The sequence below is a fragment of the Kitasatospora cathayae genome (assembly GCF_027627435.1).
GTDB lineage: Bacteria > Actinomycetota > Actinomycetes > Streptomycetales > Streptomycetaceae > Kitasatospora > Kitasatospora cathayae.
On the sequence record NZ_CP115450.1, the window covers coordinates 5,698,556 to 5,715,345 of the forward strand.

Annotated in this window: 14 protein-coding genes; 8 read left to right on the top strand and 6 right to left on the bottom strand. The window is 73.2% G+C overall.

Annotated features, from left to right (window positions below):
• Nucleotides 1–306 precede the first annotated feature (306 nt).
• Complete coding sequence (gene helR, locus O1G21_RS25455; protein ID WP_270146949.1) at nucleotides 307–2,469, top strand: RNA polymerase recycling motor ATPase HelR; 2,163 nt, start codon at nucleotides 307–309, stop codon at nucleotides 2,467–2,469.
• A gap of 88 nt (nucleotides 2,470–2,557) precedes the next feature.
• Complete coding sequence (locus tag O1G21_RS25460) at nucleotides 2,558–2,857, top strand: DUF6087 family protein (RefSeq protein ID WP_270146950.1); 300 nt, start codon at nucleotides 2,558–2,560, stop codon at nucleotides 2,855–2,857.
• A 93-nt stretch (nucleotides 2,858–2,950) separates the two neighbouring features.
• Here O1G21_RS25460 and dapD read toward each other — a convergent pair whose 3' ends face one another.
• A complete protein-coding gene (gene dapD / locus O1G21_RS25465) occupies nucleotides 2,951–3,943 on the bottom strand; it encodes a 2,3,4,5-tetrahydropyridine-2,6-dicarboxylate N-succinyltransferase (protein WP_270146951.1) in 993 nt (330 codons plus the stop codon).
• A 141-nt stretch (nucleotides 3,944–4,084) separates the two neighbouring features.
• Between dapD and O1G21_RS25470 the strand changes: the two genes are divergently transcribed.
• The 3 genes from O1G21_RS25470 (at nucleotide 4,085) to argF (ending at nucleotide 9,419) form a co-directional block, all read left to right on the top strand.
• A complete protein-coding gene (locus O1G21_RS25470; RefSeq protein ID WP_270146952.1) occupies nucleotides 4,085–5,647 on the top strand; it encodes a 3' terminal RNA ribose 2'-O-methyltransferase Hen1 in 1,563 nt (520 codons plus the stop codon).
• Nucleotides 5,644–8,292 (top strand): polynucleotide kinase-phosphatase, encoded by a 2,649-nt coding sequence (locus tag O1G21_RS25475; RefSeq protein WP_270146953.1) that lies wholly within the window; start codon nucleotides 5,644–5,646, stop codon nucleotides 8,290–8,292. Before O1G21_RS25470 ends, O1G21_RS25475 begins: the two co-directional genes overlap by 4 nt.
• 125 nt (nucleotides 8,293–8,417) lie before the next feature.
• Nucleotides 8,418–9,419 (top strand): ornithine carbamoyltransferase, encoded by a 1,002-nt coding sequence (gene argF / locus O1G21_RS25480; RefSeq protein WP_270146954.1) that lies wholly within the window; start codon nucleotides 8,418–8,420, stop codon nucleotides 9,417–9,419.
• A 45-nt stretch (nucleotides 9,420–9,464) separates the two neighbouring features.
• Here the strand turns inward: argF and O1G21_RS25485 are convergent, their stop codons facing one another.
• The 5 genes from O1G21_RS25485 to O1G21_RS25505 all read right to left on the bottom strand — a co-directional run bounded on the left by O1G21_RS25485 (nucleotide 9,465) and on the right by O1G21_RS25505 (nucleotide 12,575).
• Entirely contained in the window at nucleotides 9,465–9,998 is a 534-nt protein-coding gene (locus tag O1G21_RS25485; RefSeq protein WP_270146955.1) for a superoxide dismutase family protein, read from the bottom strand.
• Nucleotides 9,999–10,064: 66 nt separating this feature from the next.
• Nucleotides 10,065–10,472: a type II toxin-antitoxin system VapC family toxin gene (locus O1G21_RS25490; protein WP_270146956.1), complete on the bottom strand. Its 408-nt coding sequence runs from the start codon at nucleotides 10,470–10,472 to the stop codon at nucleotides 10,065–10,067.
• A gap of 51 nt (nucleotides 10,473–10,523) precedes the next feature.
• A complete protein-coding gene (locus O1G21_RS25495) occupies nucleotides 10,524–11,549 on the bottom strand; it encodes a hypothetical protein (RefSeq protein WP_270146957.1) in 1,026 nt (341 codons plus the stop codon).
• 34 nt (nucleotides 11,550–11,583) lie between these two features.
• Complete coding sequence (locus tag O1G21_RS25500; RefSeq protein WP_270146958.1) at nucleotides 11,584–12,108, bottom strand: SigE family RNA polymerase sigma factor; 525 nt, start codon at nucleotides 12,106–12,108, stop codon at nucleotides 11,584–11,586.
• 119 nt (nucleotides 12,109–12,227) lie between these two features.
• A complete protein-coding gene (locus O1G21_RS25505; protein ID WP_270146959.1) occupies nucleotides 12,228–12,575 on the bottom strand; it encodes a hypothetical protein in 348 nt (115 codons plus the stop codon).
• Between the two features lie 30 nt (nucleotides 12,576–12,605).
• Between O1G21_RS25505 and O1G21_RS25510 the strand changes: the two genes are divergently transcribed.
• From O1G21_RS25510 to acnA, 3 genes are all read left to right on the top strand, one after another.
• Nucleotides 12,606–13,679, top strand: coding sequence for a hypothetical protein (locus O1G21_RS25510; RefSeq protein WP_270146960.1), 1,074 nt, complete (start codon nucleotides 12,606–12,608; stop codon nucleotides 13,677–13,679).
• Complete coding sequence (locus tag O1G21_RS25515) at nucleotides 13,676–13,834, top strand: hypothetical protein (protein ID WP_270146961.1); 159 nt, start codon at nucleotides 13,676–13,678, stop codon at nucleotides 13,832–13,834. Before O1G21_RS25510 ends, O1G21_RS25515 begins: the two co-directional genes overlap by 4 nt.
• 224 nt (nucleotides 13,835–14,058) lie before the next feature.
• Nucleotides 14,059–16,704, top strand: a complete 2,646-nt coding sequence (gene acnA / locus O1G21_RS25520; protein ID WP_270146962.1) for an aconitate hydratase AcnA — start codon at nucleotides 14,059–14,061, stop codon at nucleotides 16,702–16,704.
• Nucleotides 16,705–16,790 lie beyond the last annotated feature (86 nt).

Below are 16,790 nucleotides of genomic sequence, written 5' to 3' on the forward strand. Positions count from 1 at the left end.
GCGCGCGAGGGGGTGGGTGGGCTCGTCGAATCGGTAGGGCATGAATGAGTGGGGCCCGGTGCTGTGCTCGCGCGGCACCGCCCCTTGGGAAAGTCCCATGCCGTCCGGTCGGAAGAGCTCCAGGGAAACGGTCAGCGCACACATGTCCGACTCAACGCCCATGGCGCGTTCTTGTGGCGGCGGACGAAGGAGGGAGAAGGGGGAGAACCCACCCCTTGCCACTCTCAACGTATAGCGCACGGGGGGTCTTGCGGCAAGGCCCCCTTGGGGGCGCACAATCGCTGGCCTCAGATCGGAGCTGATGCCATGACCCCCCTGACCACCAGTGCTTTCGACCTGCCAGAGCGCCTGTCCGCGAAGGCCGATCCCGCGCTCGTCGCGGCCGACGAGCGGCATTTCGCGGCCATCGCGGAGAGCCTGGAGCGGGCGATCGCCGAGCTGTCCGAGCAGTTGGACGCGGTGCGCCGGGCGCCGGGTGGTGCCGGGCAGGCGGCGATGGACCGGGACATCGAGGTCCACCGGTTGAGCGGGCGGCTGCGTGCCCTGCGCCGCTACGGCCTGGATCTGTGCCTCGGGCGCGTGGTGACCGCGGAGGGCGCCGAACCCCTGTACGTGGGCCGGCTGGGGCTCACCGACGGTGACGGCCGTCGGCTGCTGGTCGACTGGCGTTCGCCCGCGGCCGAGCCGTTCTTCGCGGCGACCCACGCCGACCCGATGGGTCTGGTGAGCCGTCGCCGGTACCGCTGGAGCCTCGGCCGGATCGCCGACTACTGGGACGAGGTGTTCACCGCGGAGGGCGTGGAGGGGCACGCCGCGTTGGACGACCAGTCCGCCTTCATCGCCAGCCTGGCCGGCAACCGGTCGGCCCGGATGCGGGACGTGCTCGCCACCATCCAGGCCGACCAGGACGCGATCATCCGGGCCGGCTCGCGCGGCGCCCTGGTGGTCGACGGCGGCCCGGGCACCGGCAAGACCGTGGTCGCCCTGCACCGTTCCGCCTACCTGCTGTACTCCGACCCCCGTCTCGGCCACCGGCGCGGCGGGGTGCTGTTCGTCGGCCCGCACCAGCCGTACCTGAACTACGTCGCCGACGTCCTGCCCAGCCTCGGCGAGGAGGGGGTGCGCACCTGCACCCTGCGGGATCTGCTGCCGGAGGGCGCGGGGGCGGCGGAGGAGGCCGATCCGGAGGTCGCGCGGCTGAAGTCGTCGGCGGACCTGGTGCGGGCGATCGAGAAGGCCGTCCGGTTCTACGAGGAGCCGCCGACCGAGGGGATGGTGGTCACCACCCACTGGGCCGACCTCTGGCTGAGCGCCGAGGACTGGTCCGAGGCCTTCGACGCCCCGGACCCGGGCACCCCGCACAACGAGGCGCGCGAGCAGATCTGGGACGAGCTGGCCGCGATCCTGCTGGACAAGCTGGAGCAGGACGAGGACGAGGAGGTCTCGCCCGAGTCGTTCCGGCGTTCGCTGCGCCAGGACCGGGAGCTGGTCGAGACGCTCAACCGCGCCTGGCCGCTGCTCGAGGCGACCGACCTGGTCGGCGACCTCTGGTCGGTGCCCGCTTACCTGCGGATGTGCGCGCCCCACCTGACCACCGAGGAGATCCGCACGCTCCAGCGCAAGCACGCCCCGCAGGCCTGGACGCTCTCCGACCTGCCGCTGCTGGACGCGGCCCGCCGGCGGCTCGGGGACCGCGAGGCCACGCTGCGCCTGGGCCGCCACCGGGCCTCGGTGGCGGCAGAGCGCGAGCGGATGGCGGACGTGATCGGCGACCTGCTCCAGGCCGACGACGACGGCGAGGGCGTGGTGACGATGCTGCGCGGCCGGGACCTCCAGGACACCCTGATCGACGAGGGTGCGCTGCCCGGCGTCGACGCGGACCCGCTGGCCGGCCCGTTCGCCCACATCGTGGTGGACGAGGCCCAGGAGCTGACCGACGCGCAGTGGCAGATGTTGCTGCTGCGCTGCCCGTCCCGGAGCTTCACCATCGTCGGGGACCGCGCCCAGGCCCGGCACGGCTTCACCGAGTCGTGGCAGGAGCGGCTCGAGCGGATCGGACTCGACCGCATCACCATGGCCTCGCTCGGCATCAACTACCGCACGCCGGAGGAGGCGATGGCGCAGGCCGAGCCGGCCATCCGGGCGGCGCTGCCGGACGCCAACGTGCCGACCTCGGTGCGCAGCAGCGGCATTCCGGTCCGGCACGGGTCGGTGGCGGAGTTGGCGGAGGTGCTGGACACCTGGCTCGCCGAGCACGACGAGGGCATCGCCTGCGTCATCGGCGCTCCGGGCTTCGAGGAGCGGTCGCGGATCCGCTCACTCACTCCGGAGCTGGCCAAGGGACTGGAGTTCGACCTGGTCGTCCTGGTCGATCCGGAGGCCTTCGGCGAGGGCGTCGAGGGGGCGGTCGACCGCTACGTGGCGATGACCAGGGCGACCCGGCGGCTCGTCATCCTGCGGAGCAACTGATGCGCCACGCGCGGTACGGCGGCCGGCGCGTCCCCCGGTCGGGTGACGGGGCTGTCGGTCACCGGCGTCCGCGGGCCAGACTGGCCCGATGGACGAGGACGAACCGCTGGCGGCGTGGGCCGCGCGCCGGGAGCAACGGCTGCGGCCGGTCGGTCAGTTGAGGGTGGTACGGCTCACGGACGGGCAGCAGCGCGGCGCCCATGTGACGCCGGACGGGCCGCGGCTGATCGTGCGCTGGGACGGCTACCAGTGGCTGCCGGAGACGGTGGCCGAGGACTACGCCGCCGCCCAGCGGATCCTGCACGGGATCGAGGGCGACGGCGTCCGGCGTCCGCCCTACTCGGCGCCGCGACCGCGCAAGGCCCCGGGGCGCCACCGCCGGCCGTAGCCCGCGCCGGCGCGAGCTCCCGGCGGCATGGCGAAGGGGGCCCGGCACACTCGGCGCCGGACCCCCGGGCGGTCAACGCCCGCTGCCCGCAGGTCAGTTGTGGGCGTGCAGGTCCGCGTTCAGCCCGCCCCAGGAGCCGGAGCGGGCGATGACCTCGACCGCGCCGGTCTGCGAGTTGCGGCGGAACAGCAGGTTGTCCTGGCCGGACAGCTCGACGGCCTTGGCCACCGTGCCGTCCGGGGTGGTGACCCGGGTACCGGCGGTGACGTACAGGCCGGCCTCGACCACGCAGTCGCTGCCCAGCGAGATGCCGATGCCCGCGTTGGCGCCGAGCAGGCAGCGCTCGCCGACCGAGACGACCTGCTTGCCGCCGCCGGACAGGGTACCCATGATCGACGCACCGCCGCCGATGTCGCTGTGGTCGCCGACCACGACGCCGGCGCTGATCCGGCCCTCGACCATCGAGGTGCCGAGGGTGCCGGCGTTGAAGTTGACGAAGCCCTCGTGCATCACGGTGGTGCCGGCCGCCAGGTGCGCGCCGAGCCGGACCCGGTCGGCGTGGGCGATGCGCACCCCGCTCGGGGCGACGTAGTCGGTCATCCGCGGGAACTTGTCGATCCCGTACACGGCCAGCTGGCCGCCCTGGGCGCGGACGGCGAGGCGGGCCTGCTCGACCTTGTCCACCGGGACGGGACCGATGCTGGTCCACGCGACGTTGGCGAGCAGGCCGAAGATGCCGTCCAGGTTCTGGCCGTGCGGCTGGACCAGGCGGTGGCTGAGCAGGTGCAGGCGCAGGTACACGTCGTGGGTGTCCAGCGGCTTCTCGTCCAGCGAGGCGATGGTGGTGCGCACGGCGACCACCTCGACGCCGCGGCGGGCGTCGGCGCGCAGGGCGTCGGCGGCGCCGGCGCCGAGCTCGGCCTCGGCCTGCTCGGGGGTCAGGCGCACGGTGCCGGCCGGGCCGGGCTCGGCGGCCAGCGCGGGGGCGGGGTACCAGGTGTCGAGGACGGTGCCGTCGGCGGCGATGGTGGCCAGACCGGTGGCGACGGCGCCGTTCGGAGCGGGGGAGGTGGATTCAGCAGTCACACTGTGCACGTTAACCAATGCGGGGCCCCGCTGCCGAACACGCCCAGCGTCCGGACACGCCGGTCGGACCCGCAGGCCAGCGGGGTGCCGGGCCGGAAAACCCGGTGCTCGGACGCTCACCACTGGGCAATACTCGGCCGGGTGTTCATGTCGATTTCCACCACCGGCAGCACCGAGAGCCCGGCCACGGATCTCGGGTTCCTGCTGCACAAGCATCCCGGCAAGGTCCAGCGGTTCACGACGTCGCACGGCGAGGCCCACGTCTTCTACCCCGAGGCGGGGGACGAGGTCTGCACGGCGGCGCTGCTGCTGGACATCGACCCGATCACCCTGGTCCGCAAGGGCCGGGGCAACGGCAAGGGGCGGGGCGGCTCGCCCGACTTCGCGCTCTCCCAGTACGTCAACGACCGCCCGTACGCCGCGTCCTCGCTGCTCGCGGTGGCACTGCGGACGGTGTTCCGCTCCGCGATGAAGGGCGACTGCCAACTGCGTCCGGAGCTGCCGGGGCGGCTCCGTCCGCTGCGGATCGAGCTGCCCGCCGTGCCCGCGAACGGCGCGGGCGAGGGCGGCGGCCCGGCGATGGTGGCCCGGCTGTTCGAGCCGCTGGGCTGGCGGGTCGAGGCGGCGGCGATCCCGCTGGACGAGGCTTTCCCGGAGTGGGGCGAGTCCCGCTACGTGCGGGTCGTGCTCGCCTCGGACGCGATCCGGCTCGCCGACGCGCTCCAGCAGCTGTACGTGCTGCTGCCGGTGCTGGACGGCGCCAAGCACTACTGGGTCGCCCCGGACGAGGTGGACAAGCTGCTCGCCGCCGGTGAGGGCTGGCTGGCCGCCCACCCCGAGCGCGCCCTGATCGCCCGGCGCTACCTGTCCCGGCGCTGGTCGCTGACCCGGGCCGCGATGGAGCGCCTGGAGCTGGCCCGGCTGGCGGAGGCGGACGACCGCGAGGTCGAGGAGATCGACAACGCGGTCGACGACCGCCCGGACGAGGAGTCCGCCGAGTCCGCCGAGTCCGCCGAAACGGCTGAGACCACCGAGCCCCGGCAGCCCTCGCTCGCCGAGCAGCGCCGCGCCGCGATCCTCGCCGCCCTGCGCGACAGCGGCGCGGCCCGGGTCGCCGACCTCGGCTGCGGCCAGGGCGAGCTGATCGGCGAGCTGCTGAAGGACGCCCGGTTCACCGAGATCCTCGGCGTGGACGTGTCCGCGCGGGCGCTGCAGGCGGCGAACCGCAAGCTGCGTCTGGCGCGCCTGCCCGAGCGGCAGGCGGCCCGGGTGACGCTGGCGCAGGGCGCGCTGACGTACACCGACGCCCGGCTGAAGGGCTACGACGCGGCGGTGCTGTGCGAGGTGATCGAGCACCTGGACCTACCGCGGCTGCCCGCGCTGGAGTACGCGGTGTTCGGCGCGGCCCGCCCGAGGGCCGTGGTCGTCACCACGCCCAACGTCGAGTACAACGTCCGTTGGGAGAGCCTGCCGGCCGGCCGTGCCCGGCACGCCGACCACCGCTTCGAGTGGTCGCGCGCCGAGTTCGAGGCCTGGGCCGGGAAGGTCGCGGCGGCGTACGGGTACACGGTGGAGTTGCGCCCGGTCGGCCCCGAGGACCCGGAGGTCGGCCCGCCGACCCAGCTGGCCCTGTTCCGCACCGCGACCACCACGACGCCCGAAGCCGCGACCACCACGACGCCCGAAGGAGGCGAGACCCGATGACCGACGACGCCACCAGCACCGACGCACCCCAGCCGGAAGCGCCCGAGCGCACCACCACCCCCCGCCGCCTCCCCGTCACCGACGTCTCCCTGGTCGTCCTGATCGGCACCAGCGGCTCGGGCAAGTCCACCTTCGCCCGCCGCCACTTCCTGCCCACCCAGGTGATCTCCTCCGACTTCTGCCGGGGCCTGGTCGCCGACGACGACAACGACCAGTCCGCCTCCGCCGAGGCCTTCGACGTCCTGCACTACATCGTCGGCAAGCGCCTCGCCGCCGGCCGCCTCACCGTGGTGGACGCCACCAACGTCCAGCCGGAGGCCCGCCGGCAGCTGGTCGCGATCGCCCGCGAGCACGACGTGCTGCCGATCGCGATCGTGCTGGACGTGCCGCCAGGCGTGTGCGCCGAGCGCAACCGTTCCCGCCCGGACCGCCAGCTGCCCGCCCACGTGGTCCCGCGTCAGCACCGTGAACTGCGCAGGTCGCTCCGGGGCCTGGAGCGCGAGGGCTTCCGCAAGGTGCACGTCCTACGGGGCGAGGCCGAGGTGGCGGCCGCCGAGATCGAGCTGGAGAAGCGCTACAACGACCTGCGCCACCTCACCGGCCCGTTCGACATCGTGGGCGACATCCACGGCTGCCGCTCCGAGCTGGAGACCCTGCTGGACCGCCTCGGCTACACCCTCGCCCGGGACGCCGAGGGCCGTCCGGTGGACGCGGCCCACCCGGCGGGCCGCACCGCCGTGTTCGTCGGCGACCTGGTCGACCGCGGCCCGGACACCCCGGGCGTGCTGCGCCTGGTGATGGGCATGGTGGCGGCCGGCCACGCGCTCTGCGTGCCCGGCAACCACGAGAACAAGCTCGGCCGGGCGATGGACGGCAAGAAGGTCACCGTCTCGCACGGCCTGCAGGAGTCGCTGGACCAACTGGCCGGGGAGTCCGAGGAGTTCAAGGCCGAGGTGCGCGCCTTCATGCGCGGCCTGGTGAGCCACTACCTGCTGGACGGCGGCGCCCTGGTGGTCTGCCACGCCGGTCTGCCGGAGCGGTACCACGGCCGCGCCTCCGGCCGGGTGCGCTCGCACGCGCTGTACGGGGAGACCACCGGCGAGACCGACGAGTACGGCCTGCCGGTGCGCTACCCGTGGGCGGAGGAGTACCGGGGCCGGGCGCTGGTGGTCTACGGCCACACCCCGGTGCCGAGCGCGAGCTTCCTCAACAACACCATCTGCCTGGACACCGGCTGCGTCTTCGGCGGCAGCCTGACCGCGCTGCGCTACCCGGAGCGCGAGCTGGTGAGCGTCGAGGCCGAGCGGGAGTGGTACGCCCCCGTGCGCCCGCTGCTCGCCGACGCGCCGGGTGCCCGCGAGGGCCGTCCGCTGGACCTCGCCGACGTGGCCGGGCGCCGGATCGTGGAGACCGGGCTGCACGGGCGGGTGGCCGTCCGGGAGGAGAACGCGACGGCCGCGCTGGAGGTGATGAGCCGCTTCGCGCTGGACCCGCGGCTGCTCGCCTACCTGCCGCCGACCATGGCGCCGAGCCCGACCTCCCGCCGGGAGGGCTACCTGGAGCACCCGGAGGAGGCCTTCTTCGCCTACCGCGCGGACGGCGTCCGGCACCTGGTCTGCGAGGAGAAGCACATGGGCTCGCGCGCGGTGCTGCTGGTCGCCCGGGACGGCGCCGCGCTGGAGCGGCGCTTCGGGGTGGCGGGCCCGGGCGCGATCTGGACCCGGACCGGCCGGGCCTTCCTCGACGACGAGGAGCTGACCGCCGCCGTGCTGGGCAGGGTCCGGTCGGCGGCCGAACGGGCCGGGCTGTTCGAGGAGTTGGGCACCGACTGGCTGCTGCTGGACGCCGAGCTGATGCCCTGGTCGCTGAAGGCGGTGGAACTGCTGCGCCGCCAGTACGCGGCGGTCGGCGCGGCGGCCGGCGCCGCGCTGCCCGAGGTGCTGTCGGCCCTGGAGCAGGCGGCCGCGCGCGGGCTGGAACTGGGGGAGCTGACCGCCCGTCAGCGCCGCCGCGCCGCCGACGCGCGGGCCTTCACCGAGTCGTACCGGCGCTACTGCTGGCCGACCGAGGGCCTGTCGGGCCTCCGGCTCGCACCGTTCCAGCTGCTGGCCGCCGAGGGGGCGAACCTCGCGGCGCGCCCGCACGACGAGCACCTGGCCTGGGTCGACCGCCTGGTGGACGCCGACGAGGCGGCCGCGGCGGAGGACGGCGACGCGCGGCAGCCCGTGCTGCACCGCACCGGACGGGTCCTGGTGGACACCGAGGACGAGGCCTCGGTGGCCGCCGCCACCGCCTGGTGGGAGGACCTGACGGCGGCGGGCGGCGAGGGCATGGTGGTCAAGCCGCTGGCCTCGGTGGTGCGGACGGCGCGCGGCGAGGGCCGTCCGGGCGGCCTGGTGCAGCCGGGGCTTAAGGTGCGCGGCCGGGAGTACCTGCGGATCATCTACGGCCCGGACTACACCGAGCACCTGGACCGGTTGCGGATGCGCTCGCTGGGCCACAAGCGCTCGCTGGCGCTGCGTGAGTACGCGCTGGGCCTGGAGGCGCTGGACCGGCTGGCGGCCGGGGAGCCGCTGTGGCGGGTGCACGAGCCGGTGTTCGCGGTGCTCGCGCTGGAGTCGGAGCCGGTCGACCCGCGCCTGTGAAGACCGGCTGAAGGAGGGGAGTCCCGCGCCGGGACTCCCCTCCCTCGGCACCATTCTGTATAGAAATTCCGGTCATCGTATAGACTTGCCACCTTCCCCCAGTCCCGTCACCCCAGGAGCCCGGTATGGCCTTCAACCTCCGGAACAGGCACTTCCTCAAGGAGCTCGACTTCACGCCCCAGGAGTTCCGCTACCTGGTGGACCTCGCGGCCAGTCTGAAGGCGGCCAAGTACGCGGGCACCGAGCAGCCCCGGCTGCGCGGGAAGAACATCGCGCTGATCTTCGAGAAGACCTCCACCCGCACCCGCTGTGCCTTCGAGGTCGCCGCGCGCGACCAGGGGGCCGGCACCACCTACCTGGACCCGGCCGGCTCGCAGATCGGCCACAAGGAGTCCGTCAAGGACACCGCCCGGGTGCTCGGCCGGATGTTCGACGGCATCGAGTACCGCGGCCACGGCCAGGAGATCGTCGAGGAGCTGGCCCAGCACGCCGGCGTCCCGGTCTGGAACGGCCTGACCGACGAGTGGCACCCCACCCAGATGCTGGCCGACGTGCTCACCGTCACCGAGCACACCACCAAGCCGCTCACCGAGGTCGCCCTCGCCTACCTCGGCGACGCCCGCTCCAACATGGGCAACTCACTGCTGGTCACCGGCGCCCTGCTCGGCATGGACATCCGGATCGTCGCCCCGCGCACCCTCTGGCCGGCCGAGGAGGTGCGGAAGGCGGCGCAGGCGCTGGCCGAGGAGACCGGCGCCAGGATCACCCTGACCGAGGACGTGGCCGAGGGCGTGGCCGACGCCGACTTCCTCTACACCGACGTCTGGGTCTCGATGGGCGAGCCCAAGGAGGTCTGGGCCGAGCGGATCGAGCTGCTCAAGCCGTACCAGGTGTCCATGGACACCGTCCGGGCCACCGGCAACCCGAACGTGAGGTTCCTGCACTGCCTGCCCGCCTTCCACGACCTCGGCACCGTGGTCGGCCGGCAGATGTACGAGGCGACCGGCATGACCGAGCTGGAGTGCACCGACGAGCTGTTCGAGTCGGCGCACTCCATCGTGTTCGACCAGGCCGAGAACCGCCTGCACACCATCAAGGCGGTCCTGGTCGCCACCCTCGGCTCCTGACGCCACCCTCGGCTCCTTCGGCTCCTGAGGAGCCGCGCGAAAGGGTCAGCGTGCCAGCCTGACGCAGGCCACCCGGTCGGCGGCCGCGTGCCGACCGGCCGGGGCGCCCGCGTGCAGCACCAGCGAGCGCGCCCCGCCGGGCCGCGGCTGCCACTCCACCGCGGCCCTCGCGGTGGCGCCGCCCCGCCCGTCGGTGCGCAGCACCAGCCGCAGTTCGTTGCGGTCGTTGGCGTACGCCGGGTCGGTGGACGGCTGCACCGGGTCGACCACGTCCTGGTAGTGCGGCCCGGAGGAGGCCGGATCGGCCCCGCAGTCGCCGGTGTGCAGGTGCACCGGGAACTCGTGGTCGGGGGCGAGCCCGGCCACCGTCAGGGTGAGCACCGTCCGCCCGGGCACCGGGCGGTCGGTGACGACCCGGACGTGCGAGCCGTACGGCACCAGGTCGTCGGCGTAGCTGATCGCGGCCGGCGGGACGAAGGCGGTCGCCGGGTCGAAGGCCGCCTCCGTCACGGAGACCGGCGAGGCGGCGGGAACGAGCAGGGCCAGCGGCAGCAGGGCGGCGGCGAGCGGAGTGGGCATCGGGTCGGGCCTTCCACGGGCAGGGCGACGGTCGCCCTGCTAACGGCCCCGCGCCCTCGGGGACACTCAGCCGACCTCGCGCGCGATCCCCCGGATCTCGCAGCGCGGCCCGCTGGCCCGCATCAGCCGCAGGTCGGCGGTGACCAGCGGCGCCCCGTACCGTTCGGCGACCGCGACGTACGCGGCGTCGTCCGGGGTGAGGTTGTCCTTGAGCTCCCAGATCCGGCCGAGCAGCGGCGCCACCTCGATCTTGCGGATGGTCACCGCGGCCAGTTCGCCGGTGAGTTCGGCGACCCGCTCGGCGGTCAGCTCCTTGGCGAGGTAGAGGCCGCGCAGGGACTGCATCACCTCGATCACGATGTGCTCGGGCGCAGCCCAGTCGCCGTCGACGGCGAGTTCGGCCCGGGCGCGGTCCCCTCGCGGTCCCCGGTCGGCGAGCGCCAGCACCAGCGCGGACGCGTCCACCACGATCATCGTCGGCCCCCTCTGCCCGTCACCACAGCGGTCACCGTACCGGGCCGGCCCTCACCCGGCGGAGCCGGGCCTGGAGGTCGCGGTCCCGGACGGCTGGGTCCGCCCCGGCATGCCGTTGTGGAACGGCCGGATGGTCTGCTCGGCCCGCTGTGCCTGCGCGGGGGTGATCCACTCCTGCAGGCCGGCGGACAGCGCGGCGGCCTTCAGCTGGTCGAGGCTGAGCGGCAGCCCGTCCCGGACGACCTGGGCCTGGTCCGATCCGGCGACCTGCGCCGCGTTGCTGGTGCTGACCGTCACCCTGGCCTGGTCCGGCCGCAGCAGGTCGACCTCGCGCTCCAGGGCGCCGTGAGAGGTCCGTTCGGTGAGCGTCAGCCGGGTGCCGTCCGGGAGCACGCTGTCGGAGCAGGAGCTGAACAGGCCGTGGGCGTTCACCTTCGCGCAGCTGAACACGTCGTCGGCGCTGGGGTGGGAGTCGGGCCCCAGGCGGGCGCCGAAGCCGCCCTCGAACCAGAGCCGGACGTTGGCCGGGCCGGAGCCGTCGTCGTAGAGCAGGTCGGCCACGATCGACACGTGCCCGGGGTCGGTGCTGCCGGTCCTGGTCAGCTGGGAGGAGCCGGAGTAGTCGTAGATCCGCCTGTCCGGGGGCAGGGCTTCGGCCAGGGCGGCCAGCGCGGCGTGGCCGGTCATGGCGACCTTGCCGGTGTTGGGGCCGGTGCCCGGCTGGGGCTGCTCCGGGTTGTCGTCGGTCGGCTCCACCGGTCGCGGGTACCGCCGGCCGGAAGCCGGCGCGGTCGAGGCCGTCGGGGAGGCGGCCGGGGAACCGGTGGCCGAGGCGGCGGCTGCGGCCTGACCGCCGTTCCCGGTCCCGTCCCCGCCGCGCAGCGCGAGGCTGCCGCCGACGGCGAGCGCGGCCACCGCCGTCACCGCGCCGACGACGGTCAGTCGACGGCGGCGCCGGATCGAGCGGCCCTGCCGGGCGCTCGCGGCGACCAGCGGGCCGAGGTCGGGGCCGAGGCCGTTCATCGTGCGCTCGAAGACGGCGGACAGCTCGCGGCCGTCCACGTCGGGCTCGTTCATGGTCGTCGTTCCTTCCGGAGCAGTTGCTGTGGACTCAGGAGCGGGTGAGGTGTTCGGCCGCCTCGGGGCCGAGGACGGCGCGCAGCCGGCCGAGGGCGCGCAGCGACTGGGCGCGCACCGCGCCCGCGCTGACGCCGAGTTCGGCGGCGGTCTCCTCGACGCTGCGGTCCTCCCAGTACCGCAGGACGAGCACCGCCCGGTCCCGGGGCTGGAGTTCGGCGAGGGCGGCGAGCAGGGTGACCCGCAGCGCCGGGTCGTCGCCGGGGGCGACGCCCTCGGGGAGTTCGCCGAGCGCGGGCCGTTCGCCGCTGCGGCGCAGCCGCCGGTGGGAGAGGTAGCTGCGCACCAGGGTGCCGCGGGCGTAGGCGTCCTGGTTGTCGGCCCGGCGGACCTTGGGCCAGGCCGCGAAGAGCTTGGCGAGGGTGACCTGGGTGAGGTCCTCGGCGAGGTGCCAGTCGCCGCAGAGCAGCAGCGCGGTGCGGAAGAGCCGCTGTCCACGGCTGTACGCGAAGTCCTCGAACTCCGCGCTCTCCTCGGCCCGTCGCGTCTTCCCGATCACGCTGTTCCCCTCGTGCCCCGTGTGCGGGCGTTCCCGCCCCGTGTCGCCGGCGTGTCCGCCCTGTGCCCGACTGGACGCGCGAGCCGGACGTCCGCGTTACGGGCGGCCCGGATCCGGTTTCAGCCGCCGAGCAGCAGTCCGGCCAGCAGCGAGGTGGCGTTGGCGGTGCCGGAGGCGATCCAGGGGAGTGGGTCGCGGGGGCGCAGTCCGGTGATCGGGCACAGCAGCAGCGCCTCGACCGCGCAGACCGCCGCCTCGCTGAGCGCGAAGCCGGTCCAGTACGCTGCGGCGGGCCCGTCGGTCCAGTGCCGGAGGGTCCACCAGAGCAATGGATGGGTCGCCAGGTTGACGAGTACGCCCGCCGCGGCCGCCCGTGCCGGGCGGACCCGCCCGATCCGGGTGAGGGCGGCGGTGTAGACGGGTGTCTCGGTCAGCAGGGTGAGGGCGAGGGCCACCGGGTAGCGCACGGCGGGGATCGTGCCACGGGGAGGGGGAGCATGGCGACCACGGGGATCCGGGCCGGCTGCGGGGGAGGGCCGGGAACCTGGCCCGCGCCCGGTCCGGCGGCCCGGCTGTCCGCCGCGCCGTTCACGGGCTTCGCGCTGGCGGCCGGCTCGGCGCTGGTGCTGGCGCTGCGGGCGCCGACCGGTCTGGCGGTGCTGGGCCTGGCGGTGTTCGGCCTGCTGCACAACGTGCTGGAGCTGCGCTACGTGGCGGGCCGTTTCGCCGCGGTGCTGGCCGGTCCGCTGCTGCGGCTGCTGCTGGCGCTGGTGACCGGGATCGTGCTGTGCCGGCTGCTGCCGCCGTCCCGGCTGTCCCAGTCGGCGGAGATCCTGCTCGCCTACGGTCTGCTGGCGGCGGCCTGCCGGTACGGGCTGCGCGGCCGGCCGGGGCTGCTGGTGGCGAGCGCCGTCGGCCTGGCGGGCGCGGGTGCGGCCTCGCTGGCCTTCCCGGCGTACCACTTCGTGGTGCTGGCGCACCTGCACAACGTGGTGCCGCTGCTGTTCCTGGCGGAGTGGTCGCGCAGGCTGGCGCGGGGGCGTGCGGCGTTCCTGGCGCTGCAGTGCGGTTGGGTGCTGCTGGTTCCGGCGCTGTTGCTGAGCGGGCTGCTGGACGGGCTGCTGTCCCAGCGGCCGGGTGGCTGGACGGACCGGCTGGCGGCGGTCTACACCCCGCCGGGCTGGCTGACGCCTCAGGTGGGCCTGCGCTTCCTGGCGGTGTTCGCCTTCCTGCAGACGATGCACTACGTGGTGTGGGTGTGGTTCCTGCCGAGGTACGCGCCGGAGGCGGCGGAGCGCTTCGACGCCCGGGTGCCGGGCCTGCGGGGTCGGCGGGCGTGGGCGCTGGGGGCGGGCGCGGGTGCGCTGCTGGCCCTGTTGTTCGCCGTGGATTACGCCCAGGGCCGCTCGGTGTACGCGGCGCTGGCCAGCTACCACGCGTATCTGGAGTTCCCGGTGCTGCTGATGTTGGTCCTCGGCCTGGGCGATGACCTGGGCGATGACCTGGGGCCCGGAGGGGCGTTCCGGCGCCGACCGGGTGCGGACGGACCGGAAGGAGGTGAAGGTATATGAGGACGACGACCCTGCTGGCCGACGTCGCCCCCGCGCCGGTCAGCGGCTCCGGTGGTGAGCTCGTGGTGGTGCTGTTGCTGGCCGCCGCGATCGTGGCGGGAGCGGTCTGGCTGATCCGGCTGGAGCGCAAGCGTCGCGGCCCGGACGGCCGCTGACCTGCACCGAAACGCATCGGGGCATGCCTGCGGTGGTGATGGCGGCCGCATGCACTATGGTTTATCTCGACATCGAGATAACTGCCCCTTACGATATATCTCGACATCAAGATACTTGCCGAGAGGCGCTCACCGGCGATGCGGGCGAGGCGGGCCTAAGTAAGGCTGACCTTACCACCGCGTGGCGGCCGGATATCGCACGAAGCACCCAGAAGGAGTCAGTCGTGTCCGCGAACAGCTTCGACGCCCGCAGCTCGCTGCAGGTGGGCGACGAGTCGTACGAGATCTTCAAGCTCTCCGCCGTCGAGGGTTCCGAGCGGCTGCCCTACAGCCTCAAGGTGCTGCTGGAGAACCTGCTCCGCACGGAGGACGGCGCGAACATCACCGCCGACCACATCCGCGCCCTCGGCAACTGGGACGAGAACGCCCAGCCGAGCCAGGAGATCCAGTTCACCCCCGCCCGCGTGATCATGCAGGACTTCACCGGCGTGCCGTGCGTGGTCGACCTCGCCACCATGCGCGAGGCCGTCAAGGAGCTGGGCGGCGACCCGGCCAAGATCAACCCGCTGGCCCCGGCCGAGCTGGTCATCGACCACTCGGTCATCGCCGACAAGTTCGGCACCAAGGACGCGTTCACCCAGAACGTCGAGATCGAGTACGGCCGCAACAAGGAGCGCTACCAGTTCCTGCGCTGGGGCCAGACCGCCTTCGACGAGTTCAAGGTCGTCCCGCCGGGCACCGGCATCGTCCACCAGGTGAACATCGAGCACCTGGCCCGCACCGTCATGGTCCGTAACGGCCAGGCCTACCCGGACACCTGCGTCGGCACCGACTCGCACACCACCATGGTCAACGGCCTGGGCGTGCTGGGCTGGGGCGTCGGCGGCATCGAGGCCGAGGCCGCCATGCTCGGCCAGCCGGTCTCCATGCTGATCCCGCGCGTGGTCGGCTTCAAGCTGACCGGCGAGCTGCCGGCCGGCACCACCGCCACCGACCTGGTGCTCACCATCACCGAGATGCTGCGCAAGCACGGTGTGGTCGGCAAGTTCGTCGAGTTCTACGGCGACGGCATCGGCGCCATCCCGCTGGCCAACCGCGCCACCATCGGCAACATGTCGCCGGAGTTCGGCTCGACCTGCGCGATCTTCCCGATCGACGCCGAGACCATCAACTACCTGCGCCTGACCGGCCGCGACGAGCAGCAGCTCGCCCTGGTCGAGGCCTACGCCAAGGAGCAGGGCCTCTGGCACGACCCGTCGGTCGAGCCGGTCTACTCCGAGTACCTCGAGCTGGACGTCTCCACCGTCGTCCCGTCGATCTCCGGCCCGAAGCGCCCGCAGGACCGCGTCGTCCTGGCCGAGGCCGCCCAGAAGTTCGCCGAGGCGCTGCCGACCTACTCCGCCGAGGCCTCCAAGCCGACCACCGTCACCGCCCCCGACGGCTCGACCTACGAGATCGACAACGGCGCGGTCGTGATCGCGTCGATCACCTCCTGCACCAACACCTCCAACCCCTCCGTCATGCTGGGCGCCGCCCTGCTGGCGAAGAAGGCCGTGGAGAAGGGCCTGCGCGTCAAGCCCTGGGTCAAGACCACCCTGGCGCCCGGCTCCAAGGTCGTCATGGACTACTACGAGAAGGCCGGCCTGCTCCCGTACATGGAGAAGCTGGGCTTCAACCTGGTCGGCTACGGCTGCGTCACCTGCATCGGCAACTCGGGCCCGCTGCCCGAGGAGGTCTCGGCCGCCGTCAACGAGTCCGACCTCGCGGTCGTCTCGGTGCTCTCCGGCAACCGCAACTTCGAGGGCCGGATCAACCCCGACGTCAAGATGAACTACCTGGCCTCCCCGCCGCTGGTGGTCGCCTACGCCCTCGCCGGCAACATGAACGTCGACATCACCAAGGACGCCCTGGGCCAGGACGCCGACGGCAACGACGTCTTCCTCGCCGACATCTGGCCGTCGGAGCAGGAGGTCGCCGACACCGTCGCCGGCTCCATCGACGAGGCCATGTTCGACAAGGGCTACCAGGACGTCTTCGCCGGTGACCACCGCTGGCAGTCGCTCCCGGTCCCGACCGGCAACACCTTCGAGTGGGACGCCGAGTCCACCTACGTCCGCAAGCCCCCGTACTTCGAGGGCATGGCCAAGACCCCGAGCCCGGTGACCGACATCGCCGGCGCCCGCGTCCTGGCCAAGCTGGGCGACTCGGTCACCACCGACCACATCTCCCCGGCCGGCAACATCAAGCCGGGCACCCCGGCGGCGCAGTACCTGACCGCCAACGGCGTCGACAAGCGTGACTTCAACTCCTACGGCTCGCGCCGTGGCAACCACGAGGTCATGATCCGCGGCACCTTCGCCAACATCCGCCTGCGCAACCAGATCGCGCCGGGCACCGAGGGCGGCTACACCCGCGACTTCACCCAGGCCGACGCCCCGGTGTCGTTCATCTACGACGCCTCGCAGAACTACCAGGCCGCCGGCGTCCCGCTGGTCGTCCTGGCGGGCAAGGAGTACGGCTCCGGTTCGTCCCGCGACTGGGCCGCCAAGGGCACCGCGCTGCTGGGCGTCAAGGCCGTCATCGCCGAGTCCTACGAGCGCATCCACCGCTCGAACCTGATCGGCATGGGCGTCCTGCCGCTGCAGTTCCCGGAGGGCCAGAACGCCGACTCCCTCGGCCTGACCGGCGAGGAGACCTTCTCCATCACCGGCGTGACCGAGCTCAACGAGGGCCGCACCCCGAAGACCGTCAAGGTCAAGGCAGGTGACAAGGAGTTCGACGCGGTCGTCCGCATCGACACCCCCGGTGAGGCGGACTACTACCGCAACGGCGGCATCCTGCAGTACGTGCTGCGCTCGCTCATCGGTTGATCGAGCACAGCGGTTGATCCCAAGCGCCTGAAGGGGCCGGACCGCACCTGCGGTCCGGCCCCTTCCGCATGCCGTCCGAACGTCGA